This window comes from Acinetobacter sp. ANC 4636, assembly GCF_054454555.1.
Window position 1 is genome coordinate 1 of sequence record NZ_JBTKVD010000001.1, and the last position, 20704, is coordinate 20704.

Here is a 20704-nt window from a genome sequence, read left to right on the forward strand (position 1 = left end):
GCGGACTTTCTATGCAGAAGTGAAATATACATATTAAAAATTAAACTCTCACAAGGCTACTATACAAATAGCAGAACTGGGGGCATCACTGTCATTGGTCTAAAATGAGTAGAAGCTTGGCTTCTACTCATTAAAATATTTAAAATAAGAGTTTGATAATTAAACCAATAAGTGCAGATACACCAATCACCCTTAAAACACTTTGGTTAAATTTAAATAAAGCGACTAATGCAGACACCACAATGATTGCGGAAACAGCATCAAATGGTCCATGAAAGCCTTTAGACCATAGAACATGATAGCCAAAGAATAATGCCAAATTAAAGATTACACCGACTATGGCTGCGGTAATTGCAGTCAAAGTTGCTGTAAATTTAATCTGATTATGTGTTGATTCTATAATTGGAGCACCTGCCAAAATAAACAGGAATGAAAAAATGAACGTGAACCATGTCACAATCACTGCACCGAAAGCACCTGCCAGAAACTGATGATCTGCACCCAATAGATTCTGACTATAACCGCCAATAAAGCCAACAAAAGCCACCACGATGATTAATGGGCCAGGCGTACTTTCGCCTAGTGCCAAGCCATCAATCATCTGAGTTGGGCTTAACCAGTGATAGTAATTGACAGCGCCTTGGTAAACATAAGGCAATACAGCATAAGCTCCACCAAAGGTCATTAATGCTGCTTTGGTAAAGAACCACGCCATTTGTGTGTATGCATTATTCCATCCAAAAATATAGAACAAACTTAATAATGGTGTAAACCACAATAAAGCTGCAATAAAGATGACCTTTGCTAGGCGTGACCATTTAAATAAAGCATGTTCAGGTGTTGGAGTATCATCATCAATGATGGCTTTTCCATAAGACTGACCACTAGATTGATGAGTATTGCTTGAAAATAATGCGGGATACTTTTTACTGGTAAAATAACCTGTTAAAGCCGCAAGTAACACAATAAGTGGAAATGGAGCATTAAAAGCAAAAATAGCAATGAATGCGACCACAGCAATCAACCAAAGAAATTTATTCTTAAGTGATCGGCTTCCAATTCGATATGTTGCATGAAACACAATGGCGGTGACAGCAGGTTTAATCCCGTAGAAGATCCCTGCAATGATGAGGATGTTACCAAATTTGATATAAATCCATGATAGGGCAATTAAAACAAAGAGGGAGGGTAAAACAAACAGAATACCAGCAATAAGTCCTCCCTTGGTTTTATGCATAAGCCAACCAATATAGGTCGCTAATTGCTGAGCTTCGGGGCCAGGTAACAGCATGCAGTAATTCAACGCATGCATGAATCGCTTTTCAGAAATCCATTTTCTTCGTTCTACAAGCTCCTGATGCATAATGGCAATTTGACCTGCTGGCCCTCCAAAGCTGATAAAACCAAGCTTGAGCCAAAACAAAAGAGCTTGCCAGAAACTGATACTTTGAACTTCATTATGATGATCCATGTTCTTCTCCAAGTAGGTCAGCATATAAACCATCAAAAATAAGATTTGAGAGCTTTAAAAGCTGATCATCATCAAGAATTGTTGTTTTTAGCCCATGTATGACTTTTTCTAATCCAATCGCTTCAGGTATTTCATGGCCTCCTACATCGAGATAATGAACAATTTGAGCAATTTTATTTAAGGCTCGATTACCGAGTTGAAAACTTTGAATCAGGACTTCAAAAGTCACAAGGGTATCGATATGCGTGAAAGTTGCACCATCAAAGTCGTAACCGATTGCATCTTTAGGGCAATCTGAGGGAGAGTCTAGCCATATAAACTGTGCAGATGAATCAATGAATTTTTGTATGAGCCATGCTGATGCCAGTCGATCAATCCATGGGCGCTTTCTCGTTGCCCAAACCATATTCTGGAAAGACTTAGTGTTGTACTGTTTTACACTTTGAGAGATGAATTGAGGTTCATCAATTTCACCCAAACGAGCAATTACATGTTCAAGTGCTGCAAGTTCTTTCGTGACTTTCTCTTTTATGGAGGTAGGAAAATAGTCTATTTGAACTAGATTATTGAGATTCTTACGTATCTTTCTGATCTGTTTCAAATATTCATTTTTTTTAGCAATATCTAATTCTTTTGCAAGCTCATTGAGCTGTTTTGATAGCTCAATATACTCTGCGCTTTTATCAAATATTGCATGTAAATTCAGATTTTCTGGACATTCTGTATGGAAAATATGAGCTATTCCATTTTCATTGGCGTACTCGCGGATGATTTGATCAAATTTATCAGCATACTCGGATGGCAATAAATAAACGCCATCCCGTAGTGTGGCTGCGCCATTATTTTTGATTGCCCGCCATACACGCATACGTATTGATGACTTTTCTGTGGAGATGCTAGAAATAAGAATGGATATTTTCATGTTATAATCCATACAATTTATGTTGTGATTATAACATATTTTTTAAGAGGTGTTTATTAATTACGCTAAATGGTTATTCTGAATTTATGATAAGGTTTGCTTATTTTTTAGATGAGCTTGAAGCGTAAACAAAAATATAATTTGAGATAACAATATGTTTTTTATAAATTGGGGCTAATACATGTTTTTGTGAGCTTTTATTTATTTGTGGTCATGACTGAACGGTACTTATGACATAAGTATCGATAATCAAAGACATGAATCAATATTTCTAGGGGTTACATTTTGGATTGTTTAGGGTTTCAATAGAATTTTATAAATTTTAATACGATATAAATTATTATTTTTATTTAAAAAAATAGTACTCCGAAGATGCCGCTGCATGTCGTCACCCTTGAACCCTAAAGTTCAAGGTGGACACGACGCACACTTGCTGGGTTTCCTGCTCTAGGACAGGCATACACTCTAAATATGCAGAACGTAATCCTAAAAAAAAGATATCGGCTCAGGGGAATTCGACGCGCTGGCAAACATCTCAGAGACTATAAATAGTATAACCAATAACAAGAAGGATGCAAATTCCTGATACCAGTTCATTGTTAAGTTGTTTTTCAAGTGTTGATGATTTGTGCGGTTATTCCACCATTTCTTCAACTTCAGTTAATAACGAGCTGAGAATTCGTTCGCAATGACTATATTCTTGTAGAGATTTATTCAATGCAAGAACTTCCTGCATGAGCTCTAAAGCAACCATAATCACCAGTTTATTGTGTTCAACACGAGGAGCATTACGGCGAAATTCCTGAAATTTCTCATTCAGTAATTCAGCTGCTTTTTGTAGGTCGGCTTTCGTTTCGGAAGTTGTAGCGAGACGGAAAACCTGTTCGATAATACGTAATTCGACAGTGACAGCTTCACTCATTACGAATTTTCCTCATTCTGTTCAGCAGGGTTGGCAAGTTGCTGAATTTCTTGTGTGTATTGATCTTGCTCTGTACCTAGGACAGACAAACGGTGAATGATGGCTTCAACTTTAGATTTTGCCTGTTCATTCTTTTGAACCAAACGTTCCTGTTCCTGTTTTAAGGATGTAATTTCCTGTTGAGTGTGTTTATAGTCATTTTGCAGTTTTTCTTTAACGACACGTAATTCATTTCGTTCGTTAAGAATTTCCTGAAAACGATTTTTGAGATCAGTACAGCTTTTTTCCAAACGGTTATAGCGATCGGCTAGCGTGGTTGCATCTTGATTGAGTTGTTTATACTGAGACTGCAAGGTGCCTAAATGATCCTGCAAACTGTCAATCTCATCCTGCTTTTGCGTGATAATGGTATTTTTTTGCGTCAAATGTGCATGATACTGTTCATCGCTTTGCTGCTTTGAGGCAAGCAAAGACGTATTTTCACGCTCAAAATGTGCTAAACGGTTTTTCACTACCGCAATGTGTGCCTGAAGGCGCTTTAATTCTTCTAACATAACGTGGTCGCACAGTGCTGCAAACAAAGGTAATATATACGAAGTATAGAGATTGGATAAACGAATGCAAGACGATATTTCTGGTTGGTCGGAGTGGGAACGCAATTTTTCTTCTATTGAAGAAGTTTCAAGCCCCAGTGAGTTACATGGGCTATTGACTGGTATAGTTTGTGTGACACAACCACCAAACCGTGATGAATGGTTACAAATTCTGGCAACACTCCATGTGCCAGCACCAAATGAAGATGCATTGGTGCTTCTGAGCGATGAAGCCGAAGATGTTGCTCATGCATTGTCTGAAGATGAACTCGACTATTTACCATTACTGCCAGATGATGAACATATCTTGCAAGAGCGCGTACAAGCACTCGCTGACTGGTGTGCAGGCGTGGTACTGGGTTTTGGATTGGCTTCTGGACATCTGCGTCAAGATGAAATGGAATTGATTGAACATTTACAAGAAGTTGCAGCAGTTGAGTTTGAAGATTCAGATAATGATGAAGAAGGTGAAATCAGTTATCAGGAATTGTACGAATTTGTACGACTGATCCCTGTGAGTCTTTCGATTGGGCGCAAGAAAGTTGAGATTGCAGAGACTCCTCTGCTTCAGCAGAAACAGCAAAAAGCAAGCCCTGTTGTTGAAATGTTTACCCCACATCGTCCAAGTTAATTGGATGATGTGTAGCATCTGATTATATTGATAAAGAAGAACATCATGAAATTGACTCAAATTGATTTTCAACAGCGTCGCGCCCAACTTGCCAAAAAAATGGGAGCGAACAGTATTGCGATTATTGCGACCAGCCCTGTGGCATACCGCAATCGTGATGCAGACTATAAGTTTCGTGCAGATAGCAGTTTCTTTTATCTGACGGGTTTCCCTGAACCTGAAGCTGTAGCCGTGATTGAAACATTTGAGTCGGGTGATGAATATAGCTATAGCCTATTTTGTCGTGAACGCAATCGCGAGCTTGAGATCTGGAATGGGTATCGGGCAGGGATTGATGGTGCGATTGAAGATTATGATGCTGATGAAGCTTATGCAATTGATCTGCTAGATGAAGAAATTATTGAAAAGCTGCTGGATAAAGATCGTTTGTATTATCGTATCGGGCATCAGGCAGAGTTCGATGCACGTGTTAGCCAGTGGTTAAAAAAGGCCGATGCACAGCAGCGTCAGGGGCATGAATCACCTGCACAGCTGATCCAGCTTGACCGTATTGTTGATGAAATGCGTTTGATCAAGTCAATGCAGGAAATCGAACTGATGCAGATTGCATCGAAAATCAGTGCAAAAGCGCATATGCGTGCCATGCAAAAAGTTCGCTCTGGCATGATGGAATATGCGCTTGAGGCAGAACTGAATTATATTTTTGGGCAATACGGCTGTGTACCATCGTATAACAGTATTGTCGGTGGTGGCGCCAATGGTTGTATTTTACATTATGTGGAAAATAATCAGCCGCTTAAAGATGGTGATTTGGTCCTGATTGATGCTGCTTGCGAATATGAATGTTATGCCTCAGACATTACCCGAACTTTCCCTGTCAACGGTAAATTTTCAGCAGAGCAAAAAGCGTTGTATGAAGTGGTGTTAGCCTCACAATATGCAGCAATTGATGCTGTAAAAATTGGTCACTCGTACCGTGAACCACATAGTGTGGCCACTAAAATTCTAACCGAAGGCTTGCTGGATTTGGGGTTGCTCAAAGGCGAACTGAACGAGCTGCTTGAAACCGAAGCGTATCGTCAGTTTTACATGCATGGCACAGGTCACTGGTTGGGTATGGATGTGCATGATGTGGGTACATACAAAACAGCAGGTGAATGGCGTGCTTATGAAGCGGGCATGGTAGTGACGGTTGAGCCAGGGCTTTATATTGCCCCCGATGATGAAACAGTCGATGAAAAATGGCGCGGGATTGGTATTCGGATTGAAGATGATGTCGTTGCGACTCAGCAAGGACCACGTGTACTGACTTCAGATGTGGTCAAAGATATTGATGATATTGAACATTTAATGGCCGAAGCACGTTAGGGCGAAGAGGAACTCAAAAATGCAACAACAAGTCATTATTGTTGGTGGTGGAATGGTGGGTTTGAGTCTGGCATTGATGTTGGCAAAAACCAATATTGCAGTCAAACTGCTCGAAGCGATTCAATATCCTCAGTTTATTGAAGGACAAGATCTTCCATATCACTCCAGTTTTGATGCGCGAAATAGTGCCTTGTCACGTCGTAGCGTACAGATTTATCAGCAGTTGGGTTTGTGGGATGCCTTGCAACAACATGCAACGCCGATTTTGCAGGTGCATATTACCGAGCAAGGCAGTTTTGGTAAGGCTCGTCTGGTGGCTGAACAGGAAAATGTCGAAAGTTTCGGACAAGTCATTGAAAATGCATGGCTTGGACGAGTGCTACTGACCCAAGTCCGCCAGCAACCATTGATTGAACTCATTGATGGCGTACAAGTGACCGCATTAACTCAAGATGCAGAGCAAGTGACGATTCAGGCACAGCGTGGCACCGAGCAACTAGAATTTACCACTAAATTGCTCATTGCTGCGGATGGTCGAGATTCTTTATGTCGTCAGGCGCTTGGGGTGGGTGTCGATGAACATGATTATGATCAGGTTGCGATTGTCACTACTGTACAAACTTCAAAACCGCATCAGCATGTTGGATTTGAGCGTTTTAGCCCTTTAGGCCCTTTAGCATTGTTACCTTTACCAGGTGAATATCGCCGCTCTGTAGTCTGGCCTGTGAAAAAAGGCACAGAGCACGAATGGCTTGGTGAGGAAAATGATCAGCATTTTCTGGATGCTTTGCAGCAAACATATGGTGATCGTGCGGGACGTTTTGAAAAAACAGGCAAACGCTTTTGTTATCCATTGTCACAAGTGTTAGCACATCAGCAAGCTGTTGGACGTGTAGTGATTATGGGCAATGCTGCACATACGTTGCATCCTGTGGCAGGGCAAGGTTTTAACCTGTGCCTGCGTGATGCCGATGTATTGCTCCGTTTTATTCGCCATCAATTGGCAGTATCTGACGATATTGGTGATGCAGCGATGCTCAAGGCCTATGAGCAATCACGTTTAAAGGATCAGCAACGGGTCATCAAATTCTGTGACAGCGTAGTACGTGGTTTTAGTAACAATAACCCTGTACTCAAAGTCTTGCGTAATGCAGGGTTGATTGCGTTTGATATGATTCCTGGTGTGAAGCCTTTGGTTGCCAGTTATGCGATGGGGTTAAAAGCATGAGCCAGCATGATGTGGTGATTATTGGTGGTGGTTTGGTTGGTGGTTTAACAGCACTATTGCTGGCACAAGGTGGAGTACAGGCGACCGTACTGGATGCAGCACCAATTCTGGATGCAGAAAAAGTGCTGGCTGAACCTAATCCGCGAGTGTTGGCGCTGAGCCATGCCACCATGCATTTGCTTGAACATGTTGGTATATGGGAGCTACTGGCACGACATATGCCTTATACAGGCATGCAGGTCTGGAATCAAAATGGCTATGGCGAAATTACTTTTGGGCAAACCAGCCCAAGTTTTCCAATTGCTGAGCAATGGCTTGGTTCAATGGTTGAGCCGAGTGTATTGAATCTGGCGATTCAGCAAAAAATGCAGCAAGAGATTCAGGATTATCGTACACAGGTTAAAGTGGCGCGTCTGGAACAGTTAGCGCAAGGCTGGCAGATTACTCTGCAAGATGGCAGCACACTACAAGCCAAACTGGTGATCGGGGCAGATGGTGCAAACTCATTTGTACGCGACCAAGCCATGATTGGTTTAGATGTGCTGGATTACCATCAAGCAGCGATTAGCTGTGCGATTAAAACCACGCAGCCGCATGATTATGTTGCACGTCAGATTTTCTTGCCGACAGGCCCTTTGGCTTATTTGCCAATGTGCAGTTTGAAGCCTGAAGAGCAGGGTTACTGGCAATCCATTGTCTGGACATTGCCTGACGACTATGCTGAAGAATATGCCAAACTCGATGATGCTGCATTTATGCAACTTCTGAATCGGGCAAGTTTGCACATGCTGGGTGAGGTCGTGGATGTGACGGCTCAAGCACATTTTCCCTTGAAAGCCCGTTCAGCTGAACATTATGTGAAGGCAGGTCTGGCTCTTGTGGGCGATGCAGCCCATGTGATTCATCCATTGGCTGGGCAAGGGGTGAATATTGGCTGTTTGGATGCTGCTGTACTGTGTGATGTGCTATTACATGATTTGTCACGTGGTGTTTTGGCACATGAGCAAACCTTGCGCCGCTATGCACATTTGCGCAAAGGGCAAAATGAAGCCATGATGCACAGCATGTCAGCAATTGGTTGGTTGGAAAGTTCCGAGTTGAGTTTATTGATTTGGGCGAGAAGTTTAGGCTTAAAACAAGTACAAAACTATCCATTTGCCAAAGATCTATTTATGCAGCAGGCTAGTGGTGTGAGCACGTTAAAATCAACCCGTTATGCAGTTGTGTGACTACTCGGTGGTTTTTTGTCTAAAAACTGAGAATTTTTTAATTTACCCTCTTTGCGATTGGGGAATAGATTGATACATTTCTCCCTAATCGTTGAATGCTGAAAACAGTTCACACAATGCATAATTTGGGGAGTTACTCATGACGGATGAAATGAATAATTACGACGATGCAGATGATGCAGTTGTCGATGATGATGAAGCAAAAGCTGCCGAAAAAGGTGCGAGTGCTGCTGAAGATAATGTCAGTGATATGGATCTCGCAGAAGCAGAGAGTTTGACTGTTACGGCCAAACTAAAACAGCGTCAAGCTTTGGAAGATGAAATTGCTGCATTTCTAGCACGCGGTGGGCGAATCACTGAAGTTCCACCAGATGATGGTACACACGACTAAAAATAAAAAAGCACTAGTCTATCTAGTGCTTTTTTATTACCCAACTTTTGTCAGAATACTTCATAATGGGTGTGACATTATAAAAACAACTTGGACACGCCATGAATTTGCCTTTGCATACATTATATGAAACTGTTGAATTCAAAGATCTGATTGCTGTACTGGCTGCTGCGTTGGGCTGTGGGTTACTGATTGGTTTAGAGCGTGAACGACATCAATTCCAAGAACAAAAACAAGAATTTGCAGGTTTGCGCTCTTTTTGTCTGAGTGCATTGCTGGGAGTATTGTGTTTTTCTTTTGGCATAGAAATCGGGGCTGTTGGTGCGGTACTGGTGGGCAGTCTGGCATTGTATACGGTTTGGGTACAAAAAGAAGATCATGGCGTGACTACCGAACTGGCATTTTGCATGACTTATTTTATTGGAGCGCTGTGTTGGTGGAATATTGCGATTGCTGCCAGTGTGTCGGTGACAGTGACCATTATTTTATGGGCAAAAGAGGATTTGCATGGTATTGCCAGCCAATGGATTACGGAAACAGAACTCCGTGATGGCTTATTACTTTTGGCTTTGGCACTGATAGCTTTGCCGCTTATGCCGAATCAGCCTTTATGGGGGCCTGTACTCAACCCTTATTTAATTGTGAAGCTCTTAGTTTTGATTTTGGCAGTGCAGGCCTTAGCGCATTTGGCACAGCGATTATTTTCCAATAAGCAGGCCCTGCTTTTATCTGCCTTGGCATCGGGGTTTGTATCGAGTACTGCAACGATTGCCAGTCTGGGTGTTCAGGTGCGTGCAGGGCAGGCGAATCCTGTTCATCATGCCGCTGCGGCGTTGGTTTCGTGTGTATCCACACTGATTGAACTCTTACTGATTGTGGCAAGCAGTAGCTGGGTCTGGTTCAAGCTGATTTTGTTACCGTGCTTGATTGCAGGGGCAATTTTAGTTTTAGCAGCACTTTGGTTGCTGCGATGGGGAGGGCAAAGTCAACAACATGATGTTGACGAGAACCCTGTCAATTCACGAATGTTTAGCCTCAAGCAAGCCTGCTTTATTGCAGTGGTACTGACGCTCATTCAGGTGGCAGTCTATGGGTTGGGTTTGTTATTAGGACATGCAGGACTTATCGCTGGGACAGTCTTGGCCTCATTTTTTGAAATTCATGCTGCAATTGCTGCATTGGTGTTGCAGGGTGCACCAGATTCAGCACAAGGTGGCGTTTTATTATTTGCATTGATGGCAGGTTTGTTGATGCATGCCCTTGCCAAAAGCATCAATGCAGGATTATCTGGCGGCTTGAAATATATGCTGGCTTTTGCGCCAGTACAAATCTTGCACATGCTAGTTTTGGTGTTATTAATCTGGATGAGCATTCACTTGTTTTAGTTTTCATGAGTGAATGCTCGTAAGATGCTTAATCTTGAGATTGAGTCAGTTCTAATGCACGCTGATAAGCAATTTTTTTCTTTATGCCAGTAAGGTCAGCCACAATTTGTGCTGCGACTTTAACAGAAACGTCTTGCAACAAGCGTTGTAACCACTCATCGAGTTTGGCTTGGCTGAGGTCTTTCTCAGTGCTTGCGCCACCAACAACCAGTACAATTTCACCTTTTTGCTGATTATGGTCTTGCTCAATAAATTTGACCAATTCGCTCAGTGTCATTTTCTTAATGGTTTCAAAAGTTTTGGTAATTTCTCGGGCAAACCCTACTGCACGATCTGCACCAAATACTGCTTGCATATCTTTGACACACTCTAAAATACGATGTGGCGCTTCATAGAAAATCAGGGTTTGAGTTTCATCTTTGAGTTTTTCGAGCTGACTGATACGTTGTGATGACTTGGAAGGGAGAAAACCTTCAAAGCTAAAGCGGTCACTTGGTAAACCTACTGCACTCAGTGCCGCAATTGCCGCACATGCCCCAGGGACAGGAGTCACCCGAATACCGTGTTCTTGTGCAGCACGTACCAATTTAAAACCTGGGTCGCTAATGAGTGGTGTGCCTGCATCACTAATTAAAGCAAGGTTCTCACCATTTTTTAATTTTTCAATCAGTTGATGAATTTTACTGGCTTCGTTATGATCGTGGCAGGCAGTGAGTGGTGTTTCAATATTAAAATGTTTGAGTAACTGTGCGGATTGGCGGGTGTCTTCGGCTGCAATCAGACTCACAGATTTCAGAACTTCAATTGCACGAAAGGTCATGTCATCTAAGTGCCCAATGGGGGTTGCAACAACAAATAACTGAGCACTCATATATTCTCCGACACAATAACTAAAAAGCGTAGTTTACCTGATTTTTCAGTGTATCTGAGTCATTCATATAATTAGAGTCAATCATTTGATATGAAAAATAGTAATGCTTTTGGAATTTGGGCAGAACAGTTGGCACAGCGCTATTTGCAACAACAAGGCTTTACTTTACTGGTACAAGGTTACTATTGCCGTTATGGTGAAATTGATTTGATCATGGTGAATGCTGAGCAGCTGATTTTTGTAGAAGTCAAAGCGCGTGCTTCCACAACTTTCGGAGAGGCAAGTGAAAGTATTTCTTTCAATAAACAACGAAAGGTTATTCGGACAGCCGAACATTTTTTACTGGAACACGCCGAATATCAAGATTTCTCTTGCCGTTTTGATGTGATTTGTATTCAAGCGCAGCAACAAATTGCAAAAATGCTACAGCAAGACTTTTCTCAGCTCACTTATGATTTGGACTGGATTGAAGCTGCATTTACTTTGGATTGAGAGTTCTTTAAGCTGTATCGAGATTGCGAAGCAGATTATTGAAAGATAGAAGAAAATAGTGACAAAGGAGTTTTTCTGAGTGTCTAAGCGTATTGTATTGGCATTATTATGTGCTGCAAGTTTATCGGGTTGTGCAAGTTTTGTTGCAGGAGGAACGGGAACGACCCCAGTGGGGACACAAAGTGGTTCACGTTCGCTCGGGCAAATCGTGATTGATAAATCAATTGAACGTACTGCATTGATTAATTTGTATAAAATAGATGCGCGTTTTAAGCAGTCACGCGTGAATATCAAAAGTTTTCATAGCAGTGTCTTGCTGACAGGGCAAGTTCCTGACGAGCATTTGAAACAACTGGCTGAAGACAATGTCAAAGCCATGAGTGATGTGAAATCGGTACATAACTATATTACGGTAGGTAACCAAATTAGTTATTCAACGATTTTGCAAGATGCTACCGTAACGGCAAATGCACGTGCATTGATTGCAAAAGCCCCTGTAGTTTCAGACAGTAAAGTCTTGGTGCATACAGAAAATGGCGTGCTCTATGTGATGGGCCGTTTGAATAATGGTGAAATTGCAGACTTAAACAGTGTATTATCCCAAGTCGGGGATGTGACCAAAATTGTAACCTTGATTGATAATATTGATCCATCTAATGTTCAACCAAGTGTGCAAACTCCTGTTGCAGTTGACTCCAATAACATGTCCCCAACAACAGCGACAGCAACGCCTTATAATGACCAATAAATCTGAGTTATGTTGATTTCATCCCGAACGCGTCAAAGCCTATTGCGTACCATCAGCCAGACTAAACAAAAGCTGGCTGATTTTCGTTTCTATGATTTGGCAAGTCAAACCCTGAATCGTTGTACATCACGCCGCAGTTTTGAGTTACAACACAATCTAGCATATGGCTTAAAGGCACGGCAGCGCCTAGATCTGTATCGTGCCCGACAACCACGTTTAAGTCGACCATTATTGGTTTTTGTGCATGGCGGTTCTTGGGCACATGGCAATAAAGCTGATTATGTGTTTTTAGCAGAAAGTTTTACTCGGGAAGGCTTTGATGTCGCGATCATCAATTATCATCTTGCGCCACAGCATATTTTTCCGAGCTATATTGATGATTTGGTCTTGGCACTCAATTATCTACATCAGCAACAGGCCCAGTTTCAGATCTCAACTGAAAATCTTGTATTGATGGGGCATTCGGCAGGCAGTTTTAACGTGATGTCTGCACTGTATCATCCGCAAAGTTATGATCTGGCTTGTCGGGAAGGGATTAAGGCCGTTGTAGGCGTGGCAGGTCCTTATCATTTTGATTACAAAGGTGATCAGTATGCAGAGCCTGCATTTGATATCCAAGTGCCTTATCAAGAAGTCATGCCGTATTATTTTGTAGAATCCAATCAGATTCGGCATATTTTGCTGCTTGCTGCAGCAGATAACCTAGTCGGTGATTACAACACCTTTGACATGCATCGCCGTTTAACTGAGGTGGGCAATCATAGTGAAATCTTCACGATTCCACGAACAGGGCATATTAGTATTATTGCAACGGTGTCGAGCTGGTTTAGCCGCTACTTTCAAACTAAACAGGTAATCTTAGAGCAGCTCAACCAGATTTTTCCGCCACATTCAGACTAAAGTGCGTGCCCTTGGGTAATATGCATAATCATGCGATAAGCAATACTACCTTCATGTGGAATTTCAGGAAGTTGTTCAAAATGGAAAAATTGAGCATCCTGAATTTCCTCTTCCTGTAACTGGATATCACCGCTTTCGTATTCAGCATGAAACGCCAGCATCAGGTTGCTTGGAAATGGCCAAGGCTGGCTCGACAAGTAACGTACATTTTTGACTTTAACGCCGACTTCTTCGAGCGTCTCACGGGCTACAGCCTGTTCAAGTGTTTCACCCACTTCAACAAACCCCGCGATTAAGCCATACATGGTTTTTTGGCGAACCGACTTGGCCAGTAAAAGTTGGTCACTACCTTTAGTAATAATGGTAATGATGCAAGGCTGGATACGCGGATATTGATGATAGCCGCAGTCTGGGCATACCATGCAGTATTCGGTCGCATGAGCATCAGTTTTTTGCCCACAGTGGCTACAGAAACGGTGGTTTCTGCGCCACTCGAGAAGTTGTAAAGCACGGCTAGCCTGTTCGAATTCTTGTATTGACCACTGGGTAATCAACTGACGAATCGGGATAAGCTGAAATCCTTCAGGGATGACTTCATCTTCTTTTAAGTCTCGGGCAATCACTTGATCTCCCGAGTTAAAAAGTAAATCACTTGCCAATTTCTCAACTTTTGGAAGTTGTAGATTTTGGTCGACTAACAACTGTTGATTTTGAAAAATATAAGCAATTGATAATTCAGACATTTAGGCTACACTTTTTAATCGTTGGCTACTGTTAAATGCAACATCAAACATACGATACATGATTGGATGATGATGATGCAGCATTTCAAGCAACATATCTGCGCTTGCACAAACATCCAATAGATGTCTGATTTGTTCTGGCTCAAGAGCTTTTTCTGCTGCAACTTGCTTTTCAATGAACACAGCGCAATTTAAGAATGCATAATATAAGTTCTCGTAGTGCAACAAGAACAACAGAGCACCTGCAATTTCTCTAAAATGGCTGGCAAGATTTTCAATTAAGATGCTGTCATATGACTGTGCATAACTCACTACGCTTTGGCTTGATAGATCCACCAGAGCTTTCAATTCATGCACTAGCGTTTTGTAAGCATTCTCTAAACGATCAAGTGCAATATTGGGGTTATTGACTGGATATTGCAGTAAATTTGAACGGTACTGACGAAGCAGTAAACCTAAGTCATTCAGTGCAGTCAGTAAGCTATTCATGAGTGTTTGAGTAAACTGCTCATTTTGAAAATCTTGTGCAGAATGTAATTGCTTCAGCGATTCGGCAAGCTGCTGGCTGGTGTTAGACAGGTTTAAAACACTTAATGTGCGGCATATGTTTTGTAGTTGCTGCTTGATTTCTGATGTACGTTCGTCATTAAAATTCGTGTAATTAAACTCGATATCTTTATGTAAAACCGTAATTTCATCGTTGAGCAAGTTACATACAGTACGTATGGTTTGCTGATCTGGGCCAAACAACTGTTTTCTGTACAAATACAGCTCGGAATCAGACAGGATTTTATCGCTGATCTTGAGCTGTTGACGTAAATAGTCTGAGTGCTGGTTGTCTTGAGTAATACACAACGTCAGAATATCTGATACATCTTCAACAGAAACGCTAAAATCGAGTGGTTGCTTTAAAAATTGGGCAATCTGAGTTTCAAGATTGATCAGGATGCGTAAACGCGGTTCGGTCAAAAGCGTATCATTTAAATGAGTCAGTACAATCCGTACAAGATTCCAGTACTGTTCACTTTGAGTTTGCTGGGCAATCCCTGAAATATACTGGCCGACCAGTTTGAAGCCTTCAAAATCTAACTTTTGCGCTTTTCTGGTGAGCAACTTTAACAAACAGTTTTTGTATAAGCGGTGAATATGTTCGCTTTTTTCAAGAGCAGTTTGTACTGGAAGATCAAGCTCAGGAGCCGCACCACCAAGTTGCTGTTCAATCTGATAACCTTCACGAGTGAGTGGTTTGTTCAGTGAAAGTTCGAGCTGGTTAAGGCTTTGCAATAAAAACTGCGGAATGGTGAGCTGTTTGACACAGCTAAATTCGATATAGCATTTTAAAGTGGTGACCCCTTCACTTAAATGCTGGATATCGCTAGTCACAATTTGCTGTGGGTTGCTCATGATCTTGCGCATAAGCTCGGCGCTATATTGAGCAATTTTGGCAATGTCGGGAAGGTCAATTAATAATAAAATTTGAGAACATTGCTCAAGTTGAAGAAGCGCATCATCAATCCCAAAAGGAAGTTGCTGCTCTTCAACTAATGTTGCGACCGCAGACTCAACCAGTTTAATTGAATTGTCGACCTCATTTTTTATAATTAATAACGCAGTTGGATCAAAATGAATTGAGGTTTGGTAAGACATAAATCTGCACCTGTCCTTTAATTATGCTGTGTCTTGTCGCAGTGAGAGTTAAGCCACTGATGCTATTTACAATAATATAACTGAAAACAGTGGCAGTGAAAGAGCTTCCCTTCATGAAAACTGTATTTTATTTCGCAAATAAGCAAGGTTCCCCATGTTTCTCCTGATATTGCTGAACCCAGTTTTCATGAGCCTGATCTTCTTCCTCGGAAGGTAAAATCACAGGCAGAGTAACATTAAGTTGTACTCGGCGAATAGACGTATCTGTTTGTTGGTCACTATGCGATAGGGCATCCATATCAAAAGATACCTGTCCACCCGTCATTGCAAGGTAAACGTCAGACAGAATTTCTGCATCGAGTAATGCGCCGTGAAAGGTACGGTCGCGTGCTGGAATTTCATAACGTCGGACCAACGCGTCGAGAGAGTTTTTCTGTCCAGGGTGTTTGCTTTTTGCTAAAGCAAGAGTATCGACAACCCCACAGACTTCAGACAATGCGGGTAACCCGACACGCTGAAATTCCATGTTGAGAAAGTTCATATCGAAGTTGGCATTGTGCGCAATAATTTCAGCCCCCTGAAGATATTCAAACAGGGTATGGGCAATTTCTGCATATTTGGGTTTATCAACTAAAAACTCATCGGTAATTCCGTGGACTTGTGCCGAGTCACCTACAGGCTTTTCAGGGTTGATATAAATGTGAATCGAGCTGCCAGTGAGTTTGCGGTTGATCATCTCAATCGCACCCACTTCAATAATCCGGTCACCATCCTGATAGTAAAAACCAGTGGTTTCGGTATCGAGAATGAGTTGGCGTGGCCCGTGCTGTTCGAGTGTTGCTGTAGTAATTTTGATGTGCGGGTGCAGGCTGGAGCCTTTTGTTGTATCCATTTGTAATTCTACGGAGCTAGCTTGCAACTGTTCAGAAAGTATTTCATCTTCTTCTTCAGCCAGTTCATCCTCTATAAAATCTAAACCAAAGGGGTCATTAAGCAGCCAATCGGTTTCAGGCTTTTTTTTATCTTGAGCGGGTTGTTTGAGCAGGGCGAGGGTTTGGTCGGCTCCGAGGTTGGCAAGCTGATCGGCTTTTTCATTGCCTGCGTGACCCGCGTGACCTTTAACCCAATTCCATTCAATGTCACGCCCCTGACAAACTGCATCGAGCTGTTGCCATAAGTCTGGGTTTTTAACATCCTTCCAGTTCTTTTTTTTCCAGCCATGAATCCATTCGGTAATGCCTTGTTGGACATATTTTGAATCTGTCCAAATAATTAGTTTGGCATCTTTGGCACAAAATTTAATGCCTTCAATGGCAGCCGTAAGCTCCATGCGGTTATTGGTTGTTTCGGCTTCACCACCACAAAGTTCATGTTGTATGCCATCAATTAAAATATATGCGCCCCAACCACCTAAACCGGGATTGCCACGGCAAGCGCCGTCTACGTAAAGCGTGATTGTCTGTGACATGATACAAAACCCAAACTCAATAAATTACAAAACTGCATTATTCTAACGCGCAAAATAGCGGGATTCAGTAACTGCTGAACATTTTTTAATTTCTTGTAACATTTATATGAATATCTGCGTAGCATAAGCCTTGTGTGATCGACATGCTTAAATACAATGGCTATGTGAATATTGCAAGTCTCACGATTTTGTTTGGAATCATCTATGTTTAAAACTACCACAACATTGTGGCAACTTTCTGCACCGCAATTTTTTAAAATTTCTTTTTTAAGCTCAACTGTCGCCGCAATTGTTTTAAGCACAGGCTGTAGCTCTACAACAACGACAAAGCAACCAAGCAAATCCAAACAAGTTGGTGCTGATTATCTAGATTCAGATTCACTTGATTCATTAGAGGACTTATTGTCCGCAACCGATATGAGTGCCGTAGAAGGCGATCGCTTACAAATTTTAAAACATGGCGATGTCTGGAAGCGAATGACTGTTGGTTTCAAAATGGATGAAACACATTGGGACCCGCGCATTGAAGCACAGCGTAACTGGTTTGTATCGCGCCAGCCATATCTGGATAGAATGAGCGCGCGTGCCAGCCGTTACTTGTATCATACTGTCAAAGAAGCTGAGCGCCGTGGTATGCCGACTGAGTTGGCATTGTTACCAGTAATTGAAAGCTCGTATGACCCTGCTGCAACCAGTTCTGCATCGGCAGCAGGTTTATGGCAGTTTATTCCAAGTACTGGGCGTATTTATGGTTTACAACAAAGCGGAACGTATGATGCACGTCGCGATGTAGTTGAGTCGACCCGTGCTGCTTATGAGTTTTTAGGCAGTTTATATAATCAGTTCGGTTCTTGGGAACTGGCTTTGGCAGCCTATAACGCAGGCCCTGGACGAATTCAGCAAGCAATTAACCGTAATCAGGCACTCGGTTTGCCAACGGATTACTGGTCATTGAAATTGCCACAGGAAACCATGAACTATGTACCACGGTTTCTGGCAGTTGCCCAAATTGTTAAAAATCCAAGAGAATATGGGGTAACTTTACCACCCATCGCGAACCGTCCACACTTTCGTGAAGTCAAAGTTACTCCTGGTGTCTCATTAAATGATGTTGCTGCAACAGCGGGTTTAAGCCGTACCGAATTATATGCACTTAACCCAGGTTATCGTGGAGATGCTGTTGATCCAGTAAGTCCCGGACGTATTTTGATTCCGTCGGATATTAGCCCTGTGGTGGATAAACGTCTGTTGGCATTAAAATCAAGCTCAGGCGGATTTTGGGCAAGTAGCAACACAGTCTCACGCCCAGCAGATCAGGTGCTTAAACCAACCCATACAGCACCTCCTGAAATTAAAACAAACAATACATCTGCCGTTGTAATTAATCAGCCGAGCAGTAATGTTGCGGTGAGTGCGGCAACTCGTACTCCAGCAGCAGCTAAGAACGTCACCAGTATTCCTCAGACGACAGCCAGTAAAACCAGTCGAATCACCACGCCACAAAATGCAGATGCTTTAGCTGCATTTGCGAATAATGCCGATGTTCCAAGTGCGCCGCGTATTCCTGTTGCGGTGACGACAGCAAGTAATGTTAAAAATCCAATCTCAATTGAGCCGCCGATTTCGAATCAGGAAAAAACACAGATTCAAACCGAAATTAAGCAGCAAGATGATAAAGCGCAAACACTTGCAAAAGTGCTGCAACCGCAAGCTTCAACCACTGAAAAACAGCAGGTGGTCGATGAAATTAAAGCGATTGCTCCAGCAGGTACAGAAATTGTTGACCCGTATGATGGTAAGATCAAGTTAACTGCAATTCAGACCAGTTTGTCTGTCGCAGAAAAACAGGGTAAAGAAGTCAGTAAAAGTTTTGCCTATCCGAAAGAGCTGGCAGAATCAGTTTCTCCTGATTCAGATGAAGCCAAGCGTAATCAAGGTAAGAATGTTGTAAAAACCGATACAGATGTAGTTGTGGTTGCACCGAAGGGTAAGAAAAGTAATTATAGAGTTGTCGCTGGCGATACTTTAGCAATTATTGCCATGAAAAATGGCGTGTCTTGGCGTGATATTGCCAAATGGAACCAGATTGATCCAACTGCACCGTTATTTGTTGGTACAGTTTTGTATTTATATGATGCCAAACCACAACAATCAGGCACGACCAACAGTGGCAAGACAGCCCATCCAAATAGCTATACTGTAAAACCAAATGACAGTTTGACTGGAATTGCAGATCAGTTCGGTCTTAGCCTGAAAGATTTGGCTGAATGGAATAACTTGTCTGTGACCAGTAATGTCATGGTTGGGCAGAAGTTGATACTGAAACAACCAATGGATAAGTCAGCAGATTCTTCAACGGTTGTAGCGCGTAATAAAAACAAGACTGCCAAAATTAAAACCAAGGTTTATAGTGTCAAGCATGGCGAATACTTAAAAGTAATTGCAGACCGATATGCCTTATCCGTACAAGAGTTAGCAGATTTAACTCCTGGGTTGAGCGTTGGCAGTAATTTGTTGGTCGGGCAAAAAATTAATGTACCGCTACATACAGTCAATCATAGTGATGCTGATCAGGTATCGACTCAAGATGCCAATACAAGTAAAACCATTAAAACCGATATTTATAAGGTTCAAAGTGGTGAGTCGCTTGGAATTATTGCCAATAAATTGAATATGTCAGTGGCTGATCTGGCAAAACTCAATGATCTTAAACTAGACGCTCCAATTTTTGTGGGGCAAGCATTGAAAGTCCCAGCAGGTTCACTCAAGGCAAATACAGTAACATCGAGCCAAGCAAGTAAAACACCTGAATATCATATTGTGAAACGTGGTGAATCCATTGCTTCAATTTCAGGTAAATATGATATTGCGCAGGATACCTTGGTTGAATTGAATCATTTGGGTAAATCTCCAAATATTCATCCTGGTCAGCGTTTGAAGCTGGTTGGTGAGCTTGCTAAAGTCGTTGAAAATGATAGCGCAGATACACCTGATACTTATACGGTTAAACGTGGTGAGTCATTGGTGAGTATCGCAAAATTGTATCATCTGCAAGTGAGCTATTTGGCACAGATCAATAACCTTTCTACGACTAGTAAAGTACATGCAGGGCAACAGTTGAGACTGACTGAAGAATTGCAGAAGAAGTCAGAGAGTAATAACGTCAGCCTGCCAGACAGTTATCGAGTGAAAAAAGGGGATACTTTAGCCAGTATCGCGAAGAAATTTCATTTGCAAACCAGCTATCTGGCTGAGTTAAATGACTTGTCAAGCACGAGTAAGGTACAGGCAGGGCAACAGCTTCAGCTGACTGGAGAAACGACGAAAAAAACCAGTGCTAAGCCGTCAGCCACCGTAAGTGCCAAGGCAAAATCCAGCAATACTACCAATACTGAAAGTTATGCAGTGAAGTCGGGTGAATCTCTGAATGCGATTGCTAGTCGTTATGGATTAACTGCGAAAGAGCTTGCAGATATTAATGACATGAATGCTAAAGCAGGCTTACGCCGTGGACAAACCATTTTGATTCCAAAGCAAACGGTGACTTATAAAGTTAAATCAGGCGATTCGCTGATTCGTATTGCCAATAAATACAATATGGATGTTAAAGAACTGGCACAAATGAACGATCTGGAACCAAATGCCCAATTGCGTCTAGGAAGTACGCTGAAAGTGCCAAACTCTTAAGTTAGTGA

18 protein-coding genes and 1 other RNA gene are annotated in these 20704 nt (G+C 42.0%); 10 read left to right on the forward strand and 9 right to left on the reverse strand.

Annotated features, from left to right (window positions below; genetic code table 11):
- Positions 1–139 precede the first annotated feature (139 nt).
- From chrA to ACX1N5_RS00025, 5 genes are all read right to left on the reverse strand, one after another.
- Entirely contained in the window at positions 140–1471 is a 1332-nt protein-coding gene (chrA, locus tag ACX1N5_RS00005) for a chromate efflux transporter (protein WP_458799871.1), read from the reverse strand.
- A complete protein-coding gene (locus ACX1N5_RS00010) occupies positions 1458–2393 on the reverse strand; it encodes a chromate resistance protein ChrB domain-containing protein (protein ID WP_458799873.1) in 936 nt (311 codons plus the stop codon). The genes chrA and ACX1N5_RS00010 overlap by 14 nt, the downstream gene beginning before the upstream one ends.
- A 359-nt stretch (positions 2394–2752) precedes the next feature.
- Positions 2753–2938: non-coding RNA, 6S RNA (ssrS, locus tag ACX1N5_RS00015), on the reverse strand.
- Between the two features lie 89 nt (positions 2939–3027).
- Complete coding sequence (locus ACX1N5_RS00020) at positions 3028–3315, reverse strand: cell division protein ZapA (RefSeq protein WP_004753481.1); 288 nt, start codon at positions 3313–3315, stop codon at positions 3028–3030.
- Positions 3315–3869 (reverse strand): hypothetical protein, encoded by a 555-nt coding sequence (locus ACX1N5_RS00025; protein WP_458799875.1) that lies wholly within the window; start codon positions 3867–3869, stop codon positions 3315–3317. Before ACX1N5_RS00025 ends, ACX1N5_RS00020 begins: the two co-directional genes overlap by 1 nt.
- A gap of 64 nt (positions 3870–3933) precedes the next feature.
- Here ACX1N5_RS00025 and ACX1N5_RS00030 point away from each other — a divergent pair, with 64 nt between their 5' ends.
- The 6 genes from ACX1N5_RS00030 to ACX1N5_RS00055 all read left to right on the forward strand — a co-directional run bounded on the left by ACX1N5_RS00030 (position 3934) and on the right by ACX1N5_RS00055 (position 10140).
- The gene (locus ACX1N5_RS00030; RefSeq protein WP_004753478.1) at positions 3934–4539 is read left to right on the forward strand and encodes a UPF0149 family protein; all 606 of its coding nucleotides are present in this window, start codon (positions 3934–3936) and stop codon (positions 4537–4539) included.
- Positions 4540–4584: 45 nt separating this feature from the next.
- On the forward strand, positions 4585–5907 hold the full coding sequence (gene pepP / locus ACX1N5_RS00035; RefSeq protein ID WP_458799877.1) for a Xaa-Pro aminopeptidase: 1323 nt from the start codon (positions 4585–4587) through the stop codon (positions 5905–5907).
- A gap of 19 nt (positions 5908–5926) precedes the next feature.
- Positions 5927–7135 (forward strand): 2-octaprenyl-6-methoxyphenyl hydroxylase, encoded by a 1209-nt coding sequence (gene ubiH, locus ACX1N5_RS00040; protein ID WP_458799879.1) that lies wholly within the window; start codon positions 5927–5929, stop codon positions 7133–7135.
- A complete protein-coding gene (locus ACX1N5_RS00045; RefSeq protein ID WP_458799881.1) occupies positions 7132–8364 on the forward strand; it encodes an FAD-dependent monooxygenase in 1233 nt (410 codons plus the stop codon). The genes ubiH and ACX1N5_RS00045 overlap by 4 nt, the downstream gene beginning before the upstream one ends.
- A gap of 139 nt (positions 8365–8503) precedes the next feature.
- Positions 8504–8755 (forward strand): hypothetical protein, encoded by a 252-nt coding sequence (locus ACX1N5_RS00050; protein ID WP_004753474.1) that lies wholly within the window; start codon positions 8504–8506, stop codon positions 8753–8755.
- Positions 8756–8856: 101 nt separating this feature from the next.
- On the forward strand, positions 8857–10140 hold the full coding sequence (locus ACX1N5_RS00055; protein WP_458799883.1) for an MgtC/SapB family protein: 1284 nt from the start codon (positions 8857–8859) through the stop codon (positions 10138–10140).
- 28 nt (positions 10141–10168) lie between these two features.
- Here the strand turns inward: ACX1N5_RS00055 and rsmI are convergent, their stop codons facing one another.
- Positions 10169–11011, reverse strand: a complete 843-nt coding sequence (rsmI, locus tag ACX1N5_RS00060) for a 16S rRNA (cytidine(1402)-2'-O)-methyltransferase (RefSeq protein WP_458799886.1) — start codon at positions 11009–11011, stop codon at positions 10169–10171.
- A gap of 90 nt (positions 11012–11101) precedes the next feature.
- Here rsmI and ACX1N5_RS00065 point away from each other — a divergent pair, with 90 nt between their 5' ends.
- The 3 genes from ACX1N5_RS00065 (at position 11102) to ACX1N5_RS00075 (ending at position 13151) form a co-directional block, all read left to right on the forward strand.
- Positions 11102–11503 carry a YraN family protein gene (locus tag ACX1N5_RS00065; RefSeq protein ID WP_458799888.1) on the forward strand — a complete coding sequence of 134 codons (402 nt, stop codon included), beginning with the start codon at positions 11102–11104 and terminating at the stop codon, positions 11501–11503.
- 79 nt (positions 11504–11582) lie between these two features.
- Positions 11583–12251, forward strand: coding sequence for a BON domain-containing protein (locus ACX1N5_RS00070; RefSeq protein WP_004753470.1), 669 nt, complete (start codon positions 11583–11585; stop codon positions 12249–12251).
- A gap of 9 nt (positions 12252–12260) precedes the next feature.
- Entirely contained in the window at positions 12261–13151 is an 891-nt protein-coding gene (locus tag ACX1N5_RS00075; protein ID WP_116728451.1) for an alpha/beta hydrolase, read from the forward strand.
- Here the strand turns inward: ACX1N5_RS00075 and nudC are convergent.
- The 3 genes from nudC to dnaQ form a co-directional block, all read right to left on the reverse strand.
- Positions 13148–13894 carry an NAD(+) diphosphatase gene (gene nudC / locus ACX1N5_RS00080; protein WP_458799891.1) on the reverse strand — a complete coding sequence of 249 codons (747 nt, stop codon included), beginning with the start codon at positions 13892–13894 and terminating at the stop codon, positions 13148–13150. The genes ACX1N5_RS00075 and nudC overlap by 4 nt on opposite strands.
- Positions 13895–15541, reverse strand: a complete 1647-nt coding sequence (locus ACX1N5_RS00085) for a chemotaxis protein (protein ID WP_131381157.1) — start codon at positions 15539–15541, stop codon at positions 13895–13897.
- 127 nt (positions 15542–15668) lie between these two features.
- A complete protein-coding gene (gene dnaQ / locus ACX1N5_RS00090) occupies positions 15669–17009 on the reverse strand; it encodes a DNA polymerase III subunit epsilon (protein WP_131381155.1) in 1341 nt (446 codons plus the stop codon).
- Between the two features lie 204 nt (positions 17010–17213).
- Here dnaQ and ACX1N5_RS00095 point away from each other — a divergent pair, with 204 nt between their 5' ends.
- Entirely contained in the window at positions 17214–20696 is a 3483-nt protein-coding gene (locus tag ACX1N5_RS00095; protein ID WP_458799894.1) for a lytic transglycosylase, read from the forward strand.
- Positions 20697–20704 lie beyond the last annotated feature (8 nt).